Below are 17,130 nucleotides of genomic sequence, written 5' to 3'. Positions count from 1 at the left end.
GCGCGCCAATCGCTTGATTCCAAAGGCGGAGCGGGGCGGGGCACGATATATGCGTCACCTCGCCGCGTGTCCGCCTTGGCGCGGACTGGTGCTTCCACGCATGGGAAAGGATATCGTATGCGCACTGCTCCCACCCTGTTATTGGCCTCCTTATTGTTATTGGTCAATGTTCCCGGCAATGCCTTCTGTCCCAAGAACGGTTTTGTCTGCTTCATCACGTCCAAGTCGGCCGGCAGCCTGACCCACCAGGACATCACCCAGCGCGGCATCGAGGAGCTCGACAAGCGCTACTTCGCCGTGCCCAGGCTGACCGCGTCGATGCAAAAGGCGCTGGACCAGATCATCGAGGCCGACGCCAAGGTCGACGAGGACCAGACCAGCTCGGCCAAGCACTTCGACGGCGAGAACGCGGCCGGCGCCCAGCTGCGCCTGGCCACGCTCAAGCAGAACGTGCTGGACGCGCTGCGCAGCGACCCGATCAACGCCACCGGCGCACGCGACAACCTCGGCGGCGCGCTGCACACCATCCAGGACTTCTATTCGCATAGCAACTGGGTCGAGCAGGGCAACAGCGGCGCCCATCCCGGCGTCGGCCGGCCCGGCGCGCTGCCCTTCGCCGGCCCCGCCACGCCGACCTGCGCCGGCTTCACCGACACCGGCCTGTTCTGCGCCAACTCGTCCAACCTGACCGGCAGCCTGCTCACCAGCGGGTACTACGGCGGCGAGGACCGCGTCAAGCCGGGCGCCTTCAAGTGCAGCCACGGCGGCCCGCTCGACAAGAGCTCGCCGTCCAGCGACCCGCTCGGCTACTTCCGCGAAGGCATCAACAAGGACACGCTGTACTGCGACATCTCGCCGCACAGCGGCTACCACAACACGGCCGCCTCGGCCGCCATCGTCGCCACCCAGCAGTTCGTCGAGGACATCAAGGCCGAGATCACGCCGGCCCAGCTGAAGGCGCTGCTGGGCGCGGGCCCGACGCTGGCCTTCGCCATCGACACCACCGGCAGCATGGGCGGCATCATCGCCGGCGTGCGCGCCTCGGCCACCAGCATCGTCGACGCCCGCCTTGGCACCGACGAGGAACCGCTGCAGTACGTGCTGGCGCCGTTCAACGACCCGTTCACCGGCCCCACCATCGCCACCAACGACGCCGGCCTGTTCAAGGGCGCCATCGGCGGCCTGGGCGCCGACGGCGGCGGCGACTGTCCCGAGCTGGCCATGACCGGCATGTACAACGGCCTGTCGCTGGCCGACCCCGGCGGCGACCTGTTCATGTACACCGACGCCACCGCCAAGGACGCCGGCCTGGCCGGCGCCGTCATCAGCCTGGCCAAGAGCAAGGACATCAAGATCTATCCCATCCTGTTCGGCAGCTGCTCGCCGTTGACGCCGGGTTTCCTGCAGGCGGCGGCCGAGACCGGCGGCCAGGTGTTCTTCCTGTTCGGCGGCGAGGCCGGCACCGTCACCCAGCTGGCTGACCTGGTGGCGCGCAACAACGTGGTGCAGGTGCTGTCGCTGGTCGACACCTACGCCAGCGCCAAGCGCTACACGGTGCCGGTCGACAGCAGCATGAGCCGGCTGACGGTGTCGGTCAGCGGCACCGTGCAGGGCGTGCAGCCGGTGGTCACGCTGACGCGGCCGGATGGCGTGGTGGTCACCGCCGCCAACGCCACACGGTACCTGAGCCTGTCGAGCGGCGTCATCATCTCGGTCGACAGCCCGCCGCGCGGCGCGTGGACGCTGGCCATCAGCGGCTCGTCGGAAACGACCTATGTCAACGTCAACGGCGTGGCCGACCTGGCCTTCAGCTCGTTCAAGCTGGCCCGCTTCGGCGCGCAACCGCCGCACCAGGGCCTGCTGACCATCGACGGCGAACCGGGACCGGGCCAGTCGCTGTACGCGGTCGCCGCGCTGACCGGCATCGCCAGCGCGCCGCAGTTCCAGCTGCGCCGCAAGAACTTCGACCTGCTGTCGCCGCTGGCGCTGGAGCAGGACCAGACCGACGGCGGCAAATTCTTCGGCGCGATGACCGTGCCCAATGAAGCCTTCGTCGCCTACGCCACCGGCACCGACAGTTCCGGCTTCCCGTACCAGCGGCTGGTGAGTGTGATGGTGCAGCCGCAGACCGTGTCCGTGACGCCGCCGTCGCGCCAGGACCTGCGTCCCGGCGTGAGCACCACGCTGCTGTACCAGGTGCGCAATGACGGCCCGGCCGGCAGCTTCAGCATCAGCGCCACCGACGACCAGCACTACATCACGGCCGTCTCGCCCACCATGCTGACGCTGGCCACCGGCGAGAGCGCCAGCGTGGCCGTCACGCTGACGCCGCCGGCCGGCGCGCGCATCGGCGGTTCCGACAGCATCACCGTGTCGGCGCAGAGCACCAGCGTCGCCACCCTGCACAACAGCGCATCGCTGACGGTGTTCGTCACCGGCGCGGCGCAGGTGCCGGGACGGCCCGACTTCACCGCCGCCATCATCGGCCAGGAAACCGTGGCGCCCGGCGTGATCGGCATCGATGTGCGCCTCACCAACATCGGCGTGGGCACGGCGCGCGACATGACCTTGTCCTCGCTGTCGCTGCGTACCTTGGCCGGCAGCGGCACCGTCACGCTCAACACCGCGCTGTCGCCGGCGCTGCCGATGATCACGCCGAACGTCGACGTCGGCAGCTTCTTCACCGTGCGGCTGACCTTCAACGTGCCGCCCACGGTGCGGCGCTTCAGCGTGATCGAAAACGGCGGCGTCACCGACCTGAACGGCGTGATCTACGCCTACTCGCAGGCCCAATCCGTCATCCCGAAATAGGAGCAACCGCCATGAAACTCAAATTGCTTTGCGCGCTGGCCGCGCTGCTGTGTTCCTTGTTGTGGACGTCCGCCCCGGAGGCCGCGCCTATCGTGTTCACCTTCGCCACGTTGCCTGCCGGCGGCGCGCTGACCGGCCATCCCGGCGACACCGTGGGGTGGGGCTACCAGCTGGTCAACACCGATGCGTTGAACTGGTTCGTTCCGACGCAGCTGAACGCCACCTCGTTCAGCATCGGCACGCCGGACGCCAGCTACTTCGACTTCCCGACGCTGGCGCCGGGCGCCAGTGCCACCGTCGCCTTCGATGCGGGCACGCACGCGGGGCTGTACGGCTTGCGGATTTTTTCGTTCGCCTTGCCTGGCATGAGCGACAGCGGCAACTTCAGCCTGTCGGGAGAATGGTGGAGTGGCGACCCGCTGGCCGGCGGCACTTTCCTGCAGGTGTCGGACCTGGAGCTGGCGCCGCTGTCGGTCACATTGGCGGTGGCGGGCGTGCCGCTGCCGGGCACCTTGTGGCTGCTGGCGGCGGGCTTGCCGTTATTGTGGCTGGCCCAGCGCGGACGCCAGAAAGGCGCGCAGTTCGGCGGCGCTCTGGGCTGATGGCGCGGCGGGCCGCAGGTCCAGATACGCGCCGGGGCCGGTGCGGCCCAGCAGCTTGAAGGACTTGCCGGCGTAGACCGTGGGCCGCACCTGCAGCACGGCCAGCCGCGATTGGCCGTGGCCCGCATCGGCCTGCACGTGCACGATGAACTGACAGGAGAACTGTCGTCCTTCGGCGTTCCAGTAATAGTCGACATCGGGGACGATCAGCACGTCGTGGCGGCGCTGTTGCGGCGGCAGGCGCAGCCACGCGGCCAGTGCCGCGCTGGCCGGCGCCAGCGCCAGGTCGGCGTCGGGCGGGAACAGCGGCGCGCCGTAGGGCAGGGCCATGCGGTAGCGCCGGTGGGCCTCCTGCTGCGCCGGGATGCGCTGCACCGCCTGCAGGATCGCCTGCTGCGCTTGCGGCGGCGCCAGCGGCACCGTCAGCTCGCCGGACTGGGCATGCGCCGTGGTCGACAGCAGCAACGCCAACAGGGCCGGCACTGCGCGCCTCATCTCAATCCCACTTGCGCATCAGCCGATCCAGCTCGCCGTTTTTTTCAAGCTGGAACAGGGCCCGCTCGAGGCGATCGGTGATGAAGGTCGCCAGCTTTTTGCTGGTCACGAAATACAGCTTGGCGCTGTACATCACCTGCGGCAGGATGCGCACCTTGTCGACGGTGCCTGTGCGCGCCAGCAGCCGTTGCAGGCCGGGTCCGCGATGGAAGAATAACCGTCCACGGCCGGCGATCAGCTTTTGCAGATTCAGCTGCGGGTTGGTGGAGTTGGCGTCCACCTCGATGCCGCCCAGCCGGGCCAGGACATCGCCGGCCGCGAAGCCACGGTTGATCAGCACGATGTTGTCGGGCGCCAGCCGGCGCACGTCGTCCCATTGGGTGATGCTGATGGTGTCCTGCGCGCGCGCCAGGAAGTGGTATTCGATGGTGTACAGCGCCGGGCCGAGGTAGTGGAAGCGCCGCTCGCGCTCGGCGGTGCGCTGCATGGCGCACTGCACGTCCTGCTGGCCGGTCTCCAGTTCCGAGAAGGCGCGTATCAGCGGTTTCCAGCGTTGGTCGCCGACGAAGCGCAGTGTGGGGTCGATCTGCTCGACGGCGCGCAGGATGTCGATGCACAGGCCGGTCACGCGGTCCTTGCCATCGGCGACGAACTTGGGCTCAGTGCCTTCCTGCGCGGCGGTGCGCAGCTCGATGGCCTGGGCGGGCACGGCGGCCGCCAAGCCGAGCGCGCAGCACGCCGCGCCAAGCAGCCGGTTCCATCCGCTGTGCTGTCCTGCCATCTGGTTGTCTCCGTATCGCGTTGTCCGCTGTTTGATGACAAGCTTACACCAGTATGGCGCCAAAGTCTCAGGGGCGAAGGCGGATAAATTGACGGCCGTTGCGCAGGGTTCCGGCGATGCGGTCCATGCCGTCCAGGCGCGCCTCTTGTGCGAAGCCGCATTTTCGCAACACGCGCGCCGACGCGGGATTGCCATCGACGACGTAGGCCAGCACTTGCCGCAGCTGCCACTGCTCATCCGCCAGCGCGAGCAGGTGCTGCAGCGCGCGCGTGGCCAGGCCGCGTCCCGTGTGGTCGCGGGCGATGCGGTAGCCTGCCTCGGCGCTGCCGGCCTGGCGGTCGATGTCCTTCAGGTTGGCGCGGCCGACGATGCGGCCTTGGCCATCGAGGATCAGGCAGGGATGCCAGGTGCCGTTCGCGTGGCCGTCGAGGTACTGGCCGATGTGGTCCCGCACGCCCTGCGGCGTATAGAACTCCGCGGGGCGCGGCGCGATGTGCTGCTCGAACCAGTGCCGGTTCTCCAGCTCGAATTGCAGCAGCGGCGCGGCGTCCTCCGCTTGCAGTGTTCGGATGATGATGTCGTTCATGCAGTCTCCAGAAAATCGTTTGAACAGGCCACCAGCGCCGCGCAGGCCAGCGTGGCCGCGCCGGCCGCCGTCAGCGCCGGGACGATGCCGCAGCGCGCCGCCAGCATGCCCCACGCCGCGCTGCCGACAGTCTGGCCGGCGGCGATCGCGAGGATGTGGACCGACAGCGTGCGGGCCCGCACGGCGTCGGGGAATGCCTTCTGCGCCGCGCCGTTGAGTGTGGTGACGATGGCCGACCACGCCACGCCGCCGATCAACACCAGCAGCAGGCGAAGCGGCTGCGAGGCGGCATGGCCGAGCGTCGCCAGCATGGCGCCGTACACGCCCAGGCCGCCGGCCAGCACCAGGCGCTTGACCGCGCGCCGGCGCACGGCCGGCAGCACGACGGCGGCCACCACCGCGCCCGCACCCAGCGCGCCCATCAGCGAGCCGTAGGTGCCGGCGTCGGGATGCAGCAGCGGCAGCAGCGCGGCAAACGCCGCCGACACGAAAAAGATCCCCATCGCGTACATCAACAGCGATCGATAGCGCGGCGAAGCGCAGCTGATGCGCAGCGCGCTGGCCATGCCGCGAGTACCTGCACCGTGGCTGCCCGCGTTGTCGCTGCTTGCCGCGCCGCCGCCGAGGCCGTGGCTGCCAGCGCTGTCGCTGCTTGCCGCGTGGTTGTCTACGGCACCCGGCGTCGCAGCGCGCGGCGTTTCAGCGGGCCGCCATTGCCGGTAGATCCACAGCAGGGCGCTGAACGACACCGCGTTGAACAGGTACAGTGGACCCGCGCCGGACAGCTGGAACAGCACACCGCCCAACGCCGGTCCGGCCAGCGCCGCCAGGTTGTAGCTCAGGTTGTTCAACGTGGCGGCCGATTCGACCTCGTGCAGCGGCACCAGCGACGACATCGACGCCTGCCACGCCGGCATCGTGAACGCCACGCCTGTGCCCATCACAAAGGTGAGCAGCAGAAGGGCCGGCACCGGCTGCCTGCCGCCGTAGGCCAGCAAGGCCATCGCGACGGCCGCCACCGCCATCACGGCGTTGCTGCGAAAGAGCAGCGTGGGCCGGTGCAGCGTATCGGCCAGCGCGCCGGCGGGAAGGGCGAACAGCAGCATCGGCGCCCAGGTCGCGGTCTGCACCAGCGCCGTCAGCTGCGGCGATTGCGACAGCGAAGCGATCTGCCATGCCGCCGCGAAGGCCTGCATGCGGCTACCCAGGTTGGATAGCAGGTTCGCCATCCACAGCTGGCGAAAGCGCGCATGGCGCAGCGGCTGGAAAATCGAAGCGGTGTGGGATGGCGGTGGCATGACGGCAGTCTAAAAGTGCGCCGGCGGCCGGGTCAATCTTGATTCCTGCAATCGACATTACAATACGCGGATGAGCAAAGACTTATCCGCATCCGAGGCGGCGCGCATCCTGGGCGTCAGTCTCGCCACGCTGTACTCCTACGTCAGCCGGGGCATGCTGACGCCCAGCGGCGCGCTGGCCGACCGCAGCAAGCGCTATCCGCACGACGAGGTGCTGCGGCTGGCTGCGCGCAAGGCCGATGGCAAGCGTGGAGGGCACAAGGTCGCCGCCGCGATGAACTGGGGCACGCCGGTGCTGGAGACGCGCATTTCCGGCATCGCCGATGGCCGCCTGCATTATCGCGGCCACGACGTGCTGGCGCTGGCCGACGGCGCCACGCTGGAGCAGGTGGCCTGCCTGCTGTGGGATGACGGCGGTATCGACTACTTCGCCGCCGCAGACGCCAACGCCGCAGACGCCGCCGGCACGCGCGCGCCGCGCAACGCCGCCGCGCATGCGTCGTTCGCCGCAGACGCCGCCGCAGCGAACTCGCCATACACCGCAGACGCCGCCGCCGTGAACTCGCCGTTCACCGCAGGAGTGGCGGCGGCCATCGACAGCACGCGCGCCATGCCGCCGTTGGAAGCGGCCATGTGCATGCTGCCTGTCTGCGCGCAGTCGCTCTCCGCGAGCAACGACTTTATCGCCGGCGCCGCGTTGATGCGCATGCTGGCCGCGTTGCTGCTGAAGCGCGCGCCGTCGACGCAGCCGCTGCACCTGCAAGTGGCGCAGGCATGGCAAGCCGACGCCGCGCAAACCGAATGGATACGCGCGGCGCTGGTGCTGCTGGCCGATCATGAATTGAACGCCTCCGCCTTCACCGTGCGCTGCGTAGCATCGACCGGCGCCGGCCAGGCTGCCACGCTCAGTGCCGGCTTGGCCGCATTGTCAGGTCCTCAGCACGGCGCCGGCAGCACCTTGATCCGCGCCATGCTGGAAACAGCGCTCGCCTCGCACAGCATCGAAGCCGGCATAGCCGCCTGGTTCGATGGACGCGACCCCAGCGTGGTCGGCTTCTCGCATCCGCTGTACCCGCAAGGCGATCCACGCGGCGCCTGCCTGTTGGAGCGCATGTCGGCGTGGCCGCAAGCCAGCGCCGTGCTGGCGATCGGCGAGCGCGTCGCCACGCGCCTGGGTATGCCGGCCAATGCCGACTTCGCGCTGGCGGCCATGAGCGTGGTCTGCGACTGGCCGCCGGCGGCCGGGGAAATCCTGTTCGCGCTGGCCCGGTCGGCCGGCTGGATCGCCCACGCCGCCGAGCAGATCGCCAACGGCAGCATGATCCGCCCCCGTGCGCGCTATGTCGGCACGTACCAGGTGACATGAGCGCGAGCTGTTGCGCTGCTGCAACGGAACCATTCGCGGAGCATCGGCGCCAACCCATCGCGCCATACACATCCCCACACTGGCTAGCACAACCGCATAAAACCGTTTACATTCCATGACTTGGAACCTGGGCTTGTGGACGTTTCCACACCCCGGTTTTCTCTCGGAATTTCGGCGGGCGTGTGCCCTTTGTTGGGGGAGTCAGGATGAAATGCATGGCCTCGCTGGTGCTGCTCGGCGGCGTCCTTGTCGCGGCGCTTCAGCCGGCGCGTGCCGAGAAGCCGCCGCTGCATCTGGCCAGCTTGGAATGGTTGCCTTACGTCGGACACAGTCTTCCCGACGGCGGCATGTCCGGGGCAGTGGCCAAATCGGTTGCCGCGCGCTTTGATTACGGTATCAAGATCGACTTCTTTCCCTGGAAGCGCGCCATGCAGGTCGGCGGCAGCGATCCCGATTTTGCCGGCTACTTCCCAGCCTACCATACCGCAGAGCGGGCGCAGCAATGTCATTTCAGCGCGCCGATGGGGAACAGCACCATAGGCCTGGCGACGCTGGCGGAGGCGCCCCTGCGCTGGCGCGTGCTGGACGATTTGGCGGGCAACAAGCTTGGCGTGGTGCTGGGTTACTCGAACGGCGAAGCGTTCGACCAGATGGTCAAGAGCGGCAAGCTGCTGGTCGATGTCTCGGAGAGCGACACCATCAACCTGAAGAAGCTGCTGGCTGGCCGGATACGCGCGGCGGTGATCGATAAAGCCGTGCTTCGCTACCTTCTCGCAAGCGATGCCACATTGAGCAAGGAACGGGCAAAGCTGGTATTCAACGGCCAGCCCCTCGCTGTGCTGACCTTGCACGTTTGCTTCCAGCGCACGCCGCTGGGCCTGAAACTGAAGCAATCCTATGACGAAGCCCTGCGGCGCACCGATATCGGCGGCATCGAGAATGCGTATCTTGACCACCTGGACCGCACGCTGGATGCGGGACGCCGCTAGCCACCTTGCCTCTATCGAAAGCTTGCCTTGAAGCTGCGTGTTGCAATCGTACTGGTGATCGCGATCGGACTGTCAGTCCCTGCCTCGATCAATGTCTACAGCAATCGTCACCGCGAGGAAGCGATGATGCAGCGTTGGGAGTTCGAGCATCGCCACTTGACCGAAATCCTGGCGCTCGGCATGCAGGAGCCGCTGTGGAACGTCAATGCCGATGCCGGCTTGCCCTTGCTCGCTTCGCTGTTCCTGGATGAGCGCGTCGTCTCCATCAGCGTGCGGGACAAAAGAACCGGCGAGTTCCTGTCGAAAGCGTATCCGGAACGCCGGAATGGTCGTAGTGCCCATGTGATACGGACCGTCTCGCGCGACGGCGAGGTGATCGGCAACGTCGATTTGGAGATGGCCAGCGGCCTGGTCGCCGCCGAGATCGAAAGCGAGCGGCGCCACTTTGCGCTGACGATGGGCGGCGCCCTCCTGCTGTCGATGGTCATGATCGTCGCCCTGCTGCAGCGCCGCCTGCTCGCCCCGATCAAGCGCCTGATGCAGGAGTCTGCACGGCTGGCCGAAGGGGATTTTTCCCATCCCTTCGTTTGGAAACGGGACGATGAACTTGGCGCCCTGGGCCGCAGCGTCGAGCATACCAGGCAGGCCTTGCACGCTTACTTCGTCGAAATCGAGGCGAAGAACATCGCCTTTCAAAAAGAGATCGAGTACCGCGTGCGCGCGGAACTTGAACTCCAGCGCCATCGCGATCATCTCGAGGAACTGGTCTCCGACCGCACGGCGCAGCTGCGAATCGCCAAGGAACAGGCCGAGTCCGCCAACCGCGCGAAGAGTACCTTCCTAGCGAGCATGACGCACGAGCTGCGCACGCCCCTCAACGCGATCCTGGGCTATGCCCAGATACTGAAACGAAACAAGGCCCTCGACGAACGCCAGTCCTCCGGACTGAACACCATCGAGCAAAGCGGCGAACACTTGCTCATGTTGATAGACGATTTGCTCGACCTGGCCAAGATCGAATCCGGCAAATTCGAACTGCTGCTCGCCACGGTCGACCTGGCTGCCTTCATCGCCAGGGTAACGCGGATCATCCAGGTGCGCGCCCAGCAGAAGGGCCTGGTCTTCGAAGTGTCCGCCCCCGAGCACCTGCCCCACGTATTGATCGATGAGAAGCGCTTACTGCAGATCCTGCTTAACCTGCTGGGCAATGCGGTCAAGTTCACCGACCAGGGCCAGGTCAGCCTGCGCGTCGCATGCGACGGGCAGGCCGGCTCCAATGGCCACTTGGCGTTAAGCTTCGAGGTGAGCGACAGCGGCGTGGGCATGTCCGCCGACCAGCTTGAAAAAATATTCCAGCCTTTCGAACAGGTCGGCGATGCACAGCGCCGGCTCGGCGGTACCGGCCTGGGCCTGGCGATCAGCGGCCAGTTGGCGCGCCTGATGAATAGCGAGATCCAGGTCGCCAGCACACCGGGCGTGGGCAGCCGCTTCTGGTTCTCCATTGAAGTGGAGCCGGGGGCCGTGGCGGCGCCGGCGTCGGCGGCCGAGCGCAACGTCATCGGCTACCTGGGCGAGCGCAAGACCATCCTGATCGTCGACGACCTCGCTGCCAACCGCAACATGCTCAGCGACCTGCTGACCAGCATGGGCTTTAACGTCGAGCTCGCGTGCAATGGCCAGGAAGCGCTCGACAGCGTGCGCCGGCACCCGCCCCACGCCGTGCTGATGGACATCGTCATGCCGGTGATGGACGGCATGGAGGCGACCAGGCGGATTCGCCGCTTGCCGGACATGGCCACGCTGCCGATCATTGCCATTTCGGCCAGCGTCACCGAGCAGGACCAGGATGACTGCATGGCCGCCGGGCTCGACGCCTTCATGACCAAGCCGGTGCACCAGAATGGCTTGCTGGAGAACCTGGGCCGATTCCTCGGTGTGGTCTTGTGTTATGAAGAGCAAGCCGTGGCAGCAGGCAGCCCCGCCGCCGCGACCCTGCTCACGCCGCCGCCCCGCGCCCAGCTGGAGCAGCTGCACCGCCTCGCGCGCGAGGGCGACATGCGTGCGATACGTAATCTGGCCGACGAGATCGAGCGCGCAGACAGCCAGCATCGGGAATTCGCCCAGACCTTGCGGCAGTTGGCCAGGGAGTACCATTCCAAAGCGCTGGCCGAATTGGCCGCGCAATATGTGGAGAATGCCGAATGACCGACGAAAGACAAACCATCCTCGTCGTTGATGACGTGCCGGCCAACATCGGTGTGCTGGTCGAGTTCCTTGAGGAGAAGGAGTTTCGCGTGCTGATCGCCCGCGACGGCGAGGAGGCGCTGGAGCGATGCCGCCTGGTCCGGCCCGACTTGGTCTTGCTGGACGTGATGATGCCCGGCATCGATGGCCTGGAAACCTGTCGCCGCCTGAAGCAGGACAGCGATACGGTGCAGATCCCCGTGATCTTCATGACGGCCCTGACCGACAGCGATAACGTGGTGGCGGCGTTCGAGGCCGGCGGCGTCGATTACGTGACCAAACCTATCCGTATCGCGGAAGTGCTGGCGCGCATCCATACCCATCTGGCGCTGCGCAAGATGAACCTGCAGCTCTCGGCACAGAACGCCCTGCTGCAAGAAACCAATGATCGCCTCCTCCAGGCCGAAAAGATGGCGTCCATCGGACAGCTCGCCGCCGGCGTCGCCCATGAAATCAACAATCCGATCGGCTTCGTCAACTGCAATTTGGGGAGCCTGCAAAACTATGTGACGACCTTGTTCGGCGTGATCGACGACTTCGAGCAGTTGGCCGGCGCCACGCCTGCGCTCGCGGCGCGCATGGCGCAACTGAAGCAAGCCGCCGATGTCGACTTCATCCGCGACGACTTTGTCACGTTGATGAACGAATCGCGCGACGGCATGCAACGCGTGACGAACATCGTCCAGTCGCTCAAGGATTTCTCGCACGTCGACCAGGCCGACACCAGCTTGGCCGACTTGCATCGGGGGCTGGACAGCACGCTGAACATTGTCAACAGCGAGATCAAGTACAAGGCCGACGTCGTCAAGGAATATGGCGACTTGCCCCCGGTCGAATGTGTCGCATCCCAGCTCAACCAGGTGTTCATGAACCTGCTCGTCAATGCCGCCCATGCGATCCCCGAAAGGGGTGTGATCACCATCCGCACCGGCCGCGCCGGTGACTGGGTCTGGATCGAGATCGGCGACACGGGGGCCGGCATGGACGCCGCGACCATCCAACGTATTTTCGAACCCTTCTTCACCACCAAGCCCATCGGCGTGGGCACCGGCCTGGGCTTGTCGGTCTCGTACGGCATCGTTAAAAGCCACGGCGGCCGTATCGAAGTCCACAGCGAATTGGGCAAAGGCAGCCGGTTCACCGTGCATCTCCCAATTTGCCGGGACCACGCCGCATGATTCAGCGTGCCCCACAGTTGCCAGCGCACTTGGGCGGATGGCTGTTCTTTCCGATCATGCTTGCTATCGCTGGCGGGCTGGGCCAGGACGCGCGCGCACAAGCATCGGCCATGCCGGAGGTGATAGTCGGCATGGGACTGCCCAAGCCACCCTACATCATGGAATCGGGTACCGCAGGGCTCGATTACGACATCGCCCGGCAGGCCCTGGCGGCCGGCGGCTACAAGATGGTCGGCCGCAGTTTGCCGCAGACGCGGGCGCTGGCCATGCTGCGTGCCGGCCAGCTCGACGGCATGCTGTCGACGACGGAAGGGATCGGTGGCCAGGATTATTTCACTGATCCTTACATCGTTTATCAAAATGTCGCGACCACGCTCACCAGCCGGCGCCTGGTGCTTCGGCAGATTGAGGACTTGTCCAACTATTCGGTGGTGGCATTCCAGAACGCCAGCATGGTGCTGGGCGAGCGTTTTAGCCTGATCGCGAGCGGCCATCCGGATTACAGGGAAGTGCCGTCGCAGATCACGCAAAACAAGCTGCTCTTTACCGGACGGGTCGATGTGGTGGTGGGGGACCGTTTGATTTTTCACTACTTCAGCAATAAGCTCGACCCGCAGATCGATGCCACGAAGGCGGTCACCTATCACAGGATCTTTCCGGAGAGCCCGCGCAAGGCGGTGTTTCGCGACGCGCGCGTGCGCGATGCCTTCAATGCGGGCCTGAAGATCATTCGCGCCAACGGTGCGTACGATGCGATCATGACCCAATACATAGGCACAGCGCGGCCCTGATTTCGATCATCGGTCGGCATGTTGACTGGCCACGACATCGACCAGCTGTTGCCTCGCCCAGGCATGGGCGGGATCGCCGTGGAAACGCTCATGCCAGATCATGGCCGGCGCCAGGGGCGCGACGTCCAGCGGCAAATCCAGAAGCGCGAGCGGAAGCCTCTCCGCAAGCCGGCGCGCCAAACGGCTGGGCAAGGTGAGGATCATGTCGCTATCGGCCACCAGCATCGCGCCGGCCAGAAAGTGCGGCACGCGCAGCGCGACGTGGCGGGTGAGGCCCTGCGCCGAGAGGGCGGCATCGACCGCGCTCTCGCCCACGCCGGAAATGGTCACGGCAATGTGGCGCAGGGCCAGGTAACGTTCCAGACTGAGCCCGCCTTTTGCGCAGGGATGGCCGGCTCTCACCACGCACACCATGTTGTCGGTGTAAAGGCCGCGTCGATAAAGACTGCCGGGCAGCGCGCTGAAAATTCCCAGCGCGAGATCCGCCATACCTTGCTCGACCAGCCGCACGTTGTCGCCTATCGGCTGTGCGATATGGAGACTTAGCGCGGGTGCGTGTCGTTCGAAGCGTTCCATCAAACCGGCCAGCACCAGCAGGCTCAGATGATCGTGCGCGGCGATCGTGATCCGCCCCGTCGCGGAGGCGGGATCGAAGACGGCGGGCGAGACGATGCCTCGCGCGTCCTCCAACAGCCTGGCCACCGGACCCGCCAACGCCTCGCCGCGTGGCGTCAGTTCCAGCCCGAGCTTGCCGCGCACCAGCAGGCGGTCACCCAGCATCGTGCGCAACCGCCCCAGCGCGCGACTGGCGGCTGGTTGGCTCAAGCCCAGGCGCAGGCCGGCCTGGGTGACGCTGCGCTCGCGGACCAACGCTTCGAACAGCTTTAACAGGTTGAGGTCGATCGTAGAGAAATCCACTTGGCGCATATTCGCTATGTCTTTCATGTCATTGATGCATGTCGCGCAATCATGCACCCTTCGGGTTCAACTTTAAAGGAGATTTTTGTATGACTGCTTCCAACCCAATTCCTTACGTTGTCTTCGGCGTGACCGGCCGCACCGGCGCCGCTGCTGCCGATGCGCTTTTGCGCGCAGGCCTGCCCGTGCGCGTCGTGGTGCGCGATCCGGCCAAGGGCCGCTTCTGGGCCGAACGCGGCGCGGAGGTCGCGCTGGCCGACCTGACCGACCTGGCCTCGATGACCAGGGCGCTAACGCGGGTCCAAGGCGCCTACGTCGTCAGCCCCCAGCACTACAACCGCGAAGACCTGTTCGAGCTGGCCGACCTGATTGCCGGGACCACGGCGCGCGCGGCGGTCGCGGCGGAGGTGCCCAAGCTGGTGGCCCTGTCCTCGGTGGGCGCCGACCGCGAAAGCGGAACGGGATGGATCGGGATGAACCGCATGTTCGAGCAGCGGCTGGCGGGTGCAGGTATCGCCACCGTCTTCCTGCGCGCGGCCTACTTCATGGAGAACTGGATGCCGATGGTTGGACATGCGCTGCGCACTGGCACGCTGCCGACGTTCCTGGCGCCAGCGCAGCGCCGCCTGCCCATGGTGGCGACTGCGGACGTGGGTAGTACGGCGGCGGCATTGTTGCAGGAAGAATGGAAGGGGACCCGTGTCGTCAATCTCGCGGGACCACAGGACTACGCGCCGGACGATGTCGCCGCCATCCTTTCGTCCATGCTGGACAAGCCGGTCGACGTGGCGGTGCTGCCGGAAGCGGAGTGGCCGCATGCACTGGCGGGCGCTGGTTTCTCGGTCGCCGCGCTTGCTGGCTTCACCGAGATGACGCGCGGCCTCAATAGCGCGCATATCGACATGGGGAGCGATCCCTCGGCGATCGGGCGGGCGGGTACGACGCCACTGGAACAAGTCATCAAGGGCTGGCAGTCGACCGTGTAGACACAAAAAAGGCCTACGCGCCGGAGCGGGTAAGCCTCAATTGCTGCTACTGAATTCGGTGGTAGGCCGTGCGGGATTCGAACCTGCGACCAACGGATTAAAAGTCCGCTGCTCTACCAGCTGAGCTAACGACCCCCGAAAGAGGCCGTATTATATACAGCCTGCCGCAAACTGCAAAGGGTTTTGTGAAAACAATTTATTCCCTTCTCACTTCATGCCCAGCGCCGCCGTCACCTTCAGCACTTCGTCGGCGGTGGTCACGCCCTCCTGCACCTTCATCGCGCCGGCGATGCGCAGCGGCTTCATGCCGTCGGCCACGCTCTGGCGGCGCAGCGCCTGGATGTCGGTCTCCTCGCGCACCATCTCGCTGAAGCCTTCCGTCACCGTCAGCAGCTCGTAGATGCCGGTGCGGCCGCGATAGCCGGTCTGCCGGCATTCGGGGCAGCCCACCGGGCGGTACACCGTGGCCGGCTTGGGCAAGTCCCAGGCGCCGCCGATGCTGTGCCAGATGTCGTCGGTCAGTTCGCCGTCCGGCTTCTTGCATTCGCTGCACAGCGTGCGCACCAGGCGCTGCGCCATGATGCCGATCAGCGTGGCCTCCAGCAGGTAGTAGGGCACGCCCAGTTCCAGCAGCCGCATCACGGCCGACGGCGCGTCGTTGGTGTGCAGCGTCGACAGCACCAGGTGGCCGGTCAGCGCGGCCTGGATCGCCATCTCGGCGGTGGCCAGGTCGCGGATCTCGCCGACCATGATGATGTCCGGATCCTGCCGCATCAGCGCACGCACGCCGTCGGCGAAGGACAGCTCGATCCCGGGCTGCACCTGCATCTGGTTGAAGGCCGGTTCCACCATCTCGATCGGGTCTTCCACCGTGCAGACGTTGACCTCCGACGTCGCCAGCGCCTTGAGCGTGGTGTACAGCGTGGTGGTCTTGCCGGAGCCGGTCGGGCCGGTCACCAGGATGATGCCGTGCGGGCGTGAGGTGAGCGCGTCCCAGCGCTGCGCGTCGTCGGGCGGGAAGCCCAGTTCCGGCAGGGTCTTGACCACCACCTCGGGATCGAAGATGCGCATCACCAGCTTTTCGCCGAACGCGGTCGGCAGCGTCGACAGGCGCAGTTCGATTTCCTGGCCGCCGGCGGTGCGGGTCTTGATGCGGCCATCCTGCGGGCGGCGTTTCTCGATCACGTCCATGCGCCCCAGCAGCTTGATGCGCGCGGTCATCGCGATCATCACCACCGCCGGCACCTGGTACACCTGGTGCAGCACGCCGTCGATGCGGAAGCGGATCGCCGCCATGTCGCGCTTGGGCTCCAGGTGGATGTCCGAGGCGCGCTGTTCGAACGCGTACTGCCACAGCCAGTCGACGATGTTGATCACATGCTGGTCGTTGGCGTCGACCTGCTTGTTGGTCTTGCCCATTTCGACCAGCTGCTCGAAGTTGTTGCGCAGCGCGAGGTCGTTGGTGTTGGATTTGTTGGCCTTCTTGATCGACTTGGCCAGGCTGAAGAACTGCGTGATGTACTGCGCGATGTCGAGCGGGTTGGCGATCACGCGACGTATCGTGCGGCGCGAGATCTTGGCGATCTCCGCTTCCCATTCGACCGCGTAGGGATCGGCGGTGGCTACCACCAGCGTGTCGCCGCTGATCTCCAGCGGCAGGATGTTGAAGCGCGCCGCGTAGCTGGCCGACATGACGTCGGCCACGCGGGTGAAGTCGATCTTCAACGGGTCGATGCGGGTGAAGGCCAAGCCGGTGCGCGCGGCCAGCCATTCGCACAGCGCGTCCAGCGTGAGCAGCTTGTGCGGCGGCTGGGCCGACAGCAGCTTGCCATGCGCCACCGCGCACAGCGGGTGCATGGGGCCGACGGCGTTCTTCAGGATGCCCTGGCTGTGCGCGTACAGTTCCTTGACTTCGGCCTTGCGTATCATGCCGTCGGCCAGCAGCCAGGAGTAGATCTGCTGCAGATCGAGCGGCCCCGCTTTGGCGGGCGGCGTGACGGTAGTTGCGGACGTTGCGGACATCGTGCCACTTTCAAAAGTTGGCAGCGGAACGGCCCGCCGCCGCATTACCTTCGCTTGCTTTGC

At 66.2% G+C, this 17,130-nt stretch carries 14 protein-coding genes and 1 tRNA gene; 8 read left to right on the top strand and 7 right to left on the bottom strand.

Features of this window, described 5'->3' with window-relative positions; translation table 11 throughout:
• Positions 1 to 117 precede the first annotated feature (117 nt).
• Positions 118 to 2,811, top strand: coding sequence for a hypothetical protein (locus tag ACUJB0_RS13475; protein WP_444845663.1), 2,694 nt, complete (start codon positions 118 to 120; stop codon positions 2,809 to 2,811).
• 11 nt (positions 2,812 to 2,822) lie between these two features.
• Positions 2,823 to 3,413 (top strand): cupredoxin domain-containing protein, encoded by a 591-nt coding sequence (locus ACUJB0_RS13470; RefSeq protein WP_444845662.1) that lies wholly within the window; start codon positions 2,823 to 2,825, stop codon positions 3,411 to 3,413.
• Here the strand turns inward: ACUJB0_RS13470 and ACUJB0_RS13465 are convergent.
• The 4 genes from ACUJB0_RS13465 to ACUJB0_RS13450 form a co-directional block, all read right to left on the bottom strand.
• The gene (locus tag ACUJB0_RS13465) at positions 3,351 to 3,908 is read right to left on the bottom strand and encodes a hypothetical protein (RefSeq protein WP_444845661.1); all 558 of its coding nucleotides are present in this window, start codon (positions 3,906 to 3,908) and stop codon (positions 3,351 to 3,353) included. The genes ACUJB0_RS13470 and ACUJB0_RS13465 overlap by 63 nt on opposite strands.
• A 1-nt stretch (position 3,909) precedes the next feature.
• A complete protein-coding gene (locus ACUJB0_RS13460) occupies positions 3,910 to 4,689 on the bottom strand; it encodes a substrate-binding periplasmic protein (RefSeq protein WP_444845660.1) in 780 nt (259 codons plus the stop codon).
• A 67-nt stretch (positions 4,690 to 4,756) separates the two neighbouring features.
• Positions 4,757 to 5,275 carry a GNAT family N-acetyltransferase gene (locus ACUJB0_RS13455; RefSeq protein WP_444845659.1) on the bottom strand — a complete coding sequence of 173 codons (519 nt, stop codon included), beginning with the start codon at positions 5,273 to 5,275 and terminating at the stop codon, positions 4,757 to 4,759.
• Entirely contained in the window at positions 5,272 to 6,573 is a 1,302-nt protein-coding gene (locus tag ACUJB0_RS13450; protein ID WP_444845658.1) for an MFS transporter, read from the bottom strand. Before ACUJB0_RS13450 ends, ACUJB0_RS13455 begins: the two co-directional genes overlap by 4 nt.
• 70 nt (positions 6,574 to 6,643) lie before the next feature.
• Here ACUJB0_RS13450 and ACUJB0_RS13445 point away from each other — a divergent pair, with 70 nt between their 5' ends.
• The 5 genes from ACUJB0_RS13445 to ACUJB0_RS13425 all read left to right on the top strand — a co-directional run bounded on the left by ACUJB0_RS13445 (position 6,644) and on the right by ACUJB0_RS13425 (position 13,141).
• The gene (locus ACUJB0_RS13445; RefSeq protein WP_444845657.1) at positions 6,644 to 7,939 is read left to right on the top strand and encodes a citrate synthase family protein; all 1,296 of its coding nucleotides are present in this window, start codon (positions 6,644 to 6,646) and stop codon (positions 7,937 to 7,939) included.
• Between the two features lie 215 nt (positions 7,940 to 8,154).
• Complete coding sequence (locus ACUJB0_RS13440; protein ID WP_444845656.1) at positions 8,155 to 8,928, top strand: substrate-binding periplasmic protein; 774 nt, start codon at positions 8,155 to 8,157, stop codon at positions 8,926 to 8,928.
• A 27-nt stretch (positions 8,929 to 8,955) separates the two neighbouring features.
• Positions 8,956 to 11,133 (top strand): ATP-binding protein, encoded by a 2,178-nt coding sequence (locus ACUJB0_RS13435; RefSeq protein ID WP_444845655.1) that lies wholly within the window; start codon positions 8,956 to 8,958, stop codon positions 11,131 to 11,133.
• A complete protein-coding gene (locus ACUJB0_RS13430; RefSeq protein ID WP_444845654.1) occupies positions 11,130 to 12,350 on the top strand; it encodes a response regulator in 1,221 nt (406 codons plus the stop codon). Before ACUJB0_RS13435 ends, ACUJB0_RS13430 begins: the two co-directional genes overlap by 4 nt.
• Complete coding sequence (locus ACUJB0_RS13425) at positions 12,347 to 13,141, top strand: substrate-binding periplasmic protein (protein WP_444845653.1); 795 nt, start codon at positions 12,347 to 12,349, stop codon at positions 13,139 to 13,141. The genes ACUJB0_RS13430 and ACUJB0_RS13425 overlap by 4 nt, the downstream gene beginning before the upstream one ends.
• A 6-nt stretch (positions 13,142 to 13,147) precedes the next feature.
• On the opposite strand, the gene ACUJB0_RS13420 is transcribed toward ACUJB0_RS13425, so the two are convergent.
• Positions 13,148 to 14,086 (bottom strand): LysR family transcriptional regulator, encoded by a 939-nt coding sequence (locus tag ACUJB0_RS13420; RefSeq protein WP_444845652.1) that lies wholly within the window; start codon positions 14,084 to 14,086, stop codon positions 13,148 to 13,150.
• A gap of 62 nt (positions 14,087 to 14,148) precedes the next feature.
• Here ACUJB0_RS13420 and ACUJB0_RS13415 point away from each other — a divergent pair, with 62 nt between their 5' ends.
• On the top strand, positions 14,149 to 15,045 hold the full coding sequence (locus tag ACUJB0_RS13415) for an NmrA family NAD(P)-binding protein (RefSeq protein WP_444845651.1): 897 nt from the start codon (positions 14,149 to 14,151) through the stop codon (positions 15,043 to 15,045).
• Positions 15,046 to 15,104: 59 nt separating this feature from the next.
• Here the strand turns inward: ACUJB0_RS13415 and ACUJB0_RS13410 are convergent.
• Positions 15,105 to 15,180: transfer RNA gene (locus ACUJB0_RS13410), tRNA-Lys, on the bottom strand.
• A 72-nt stretch (positions 15,181 to 15,252) separates the two neighbouring features.
• Positions 15,253 to 17,067, bottom strand: coding sequence for a type IV pilus assembly ATPase TfpB (gene tfpB / locus ACUJB0_RS13405; protein WP_444845650.1), 1,815 nt, complete (start codon positions 17,065 to 17,067; stop codon positions 15,253 to 15,255).
• Positions 17,068 to 17,130: the final 63 nt, after the last annotated feature.

The sequence above is a fragment of the Duganella caerulea genome, assembly GCF_040362985.1.
GTDB classification, from domain to species: Bacteria; Pseudomonadota; Gammaproteobacteria; order Burkholderiales; family Burkholderiaceae_D; genus Rugamonas; species Rugamonas vulcania.
This window is presented reverse-complemented; position numbering and strand designations above follow the sequence as displayed.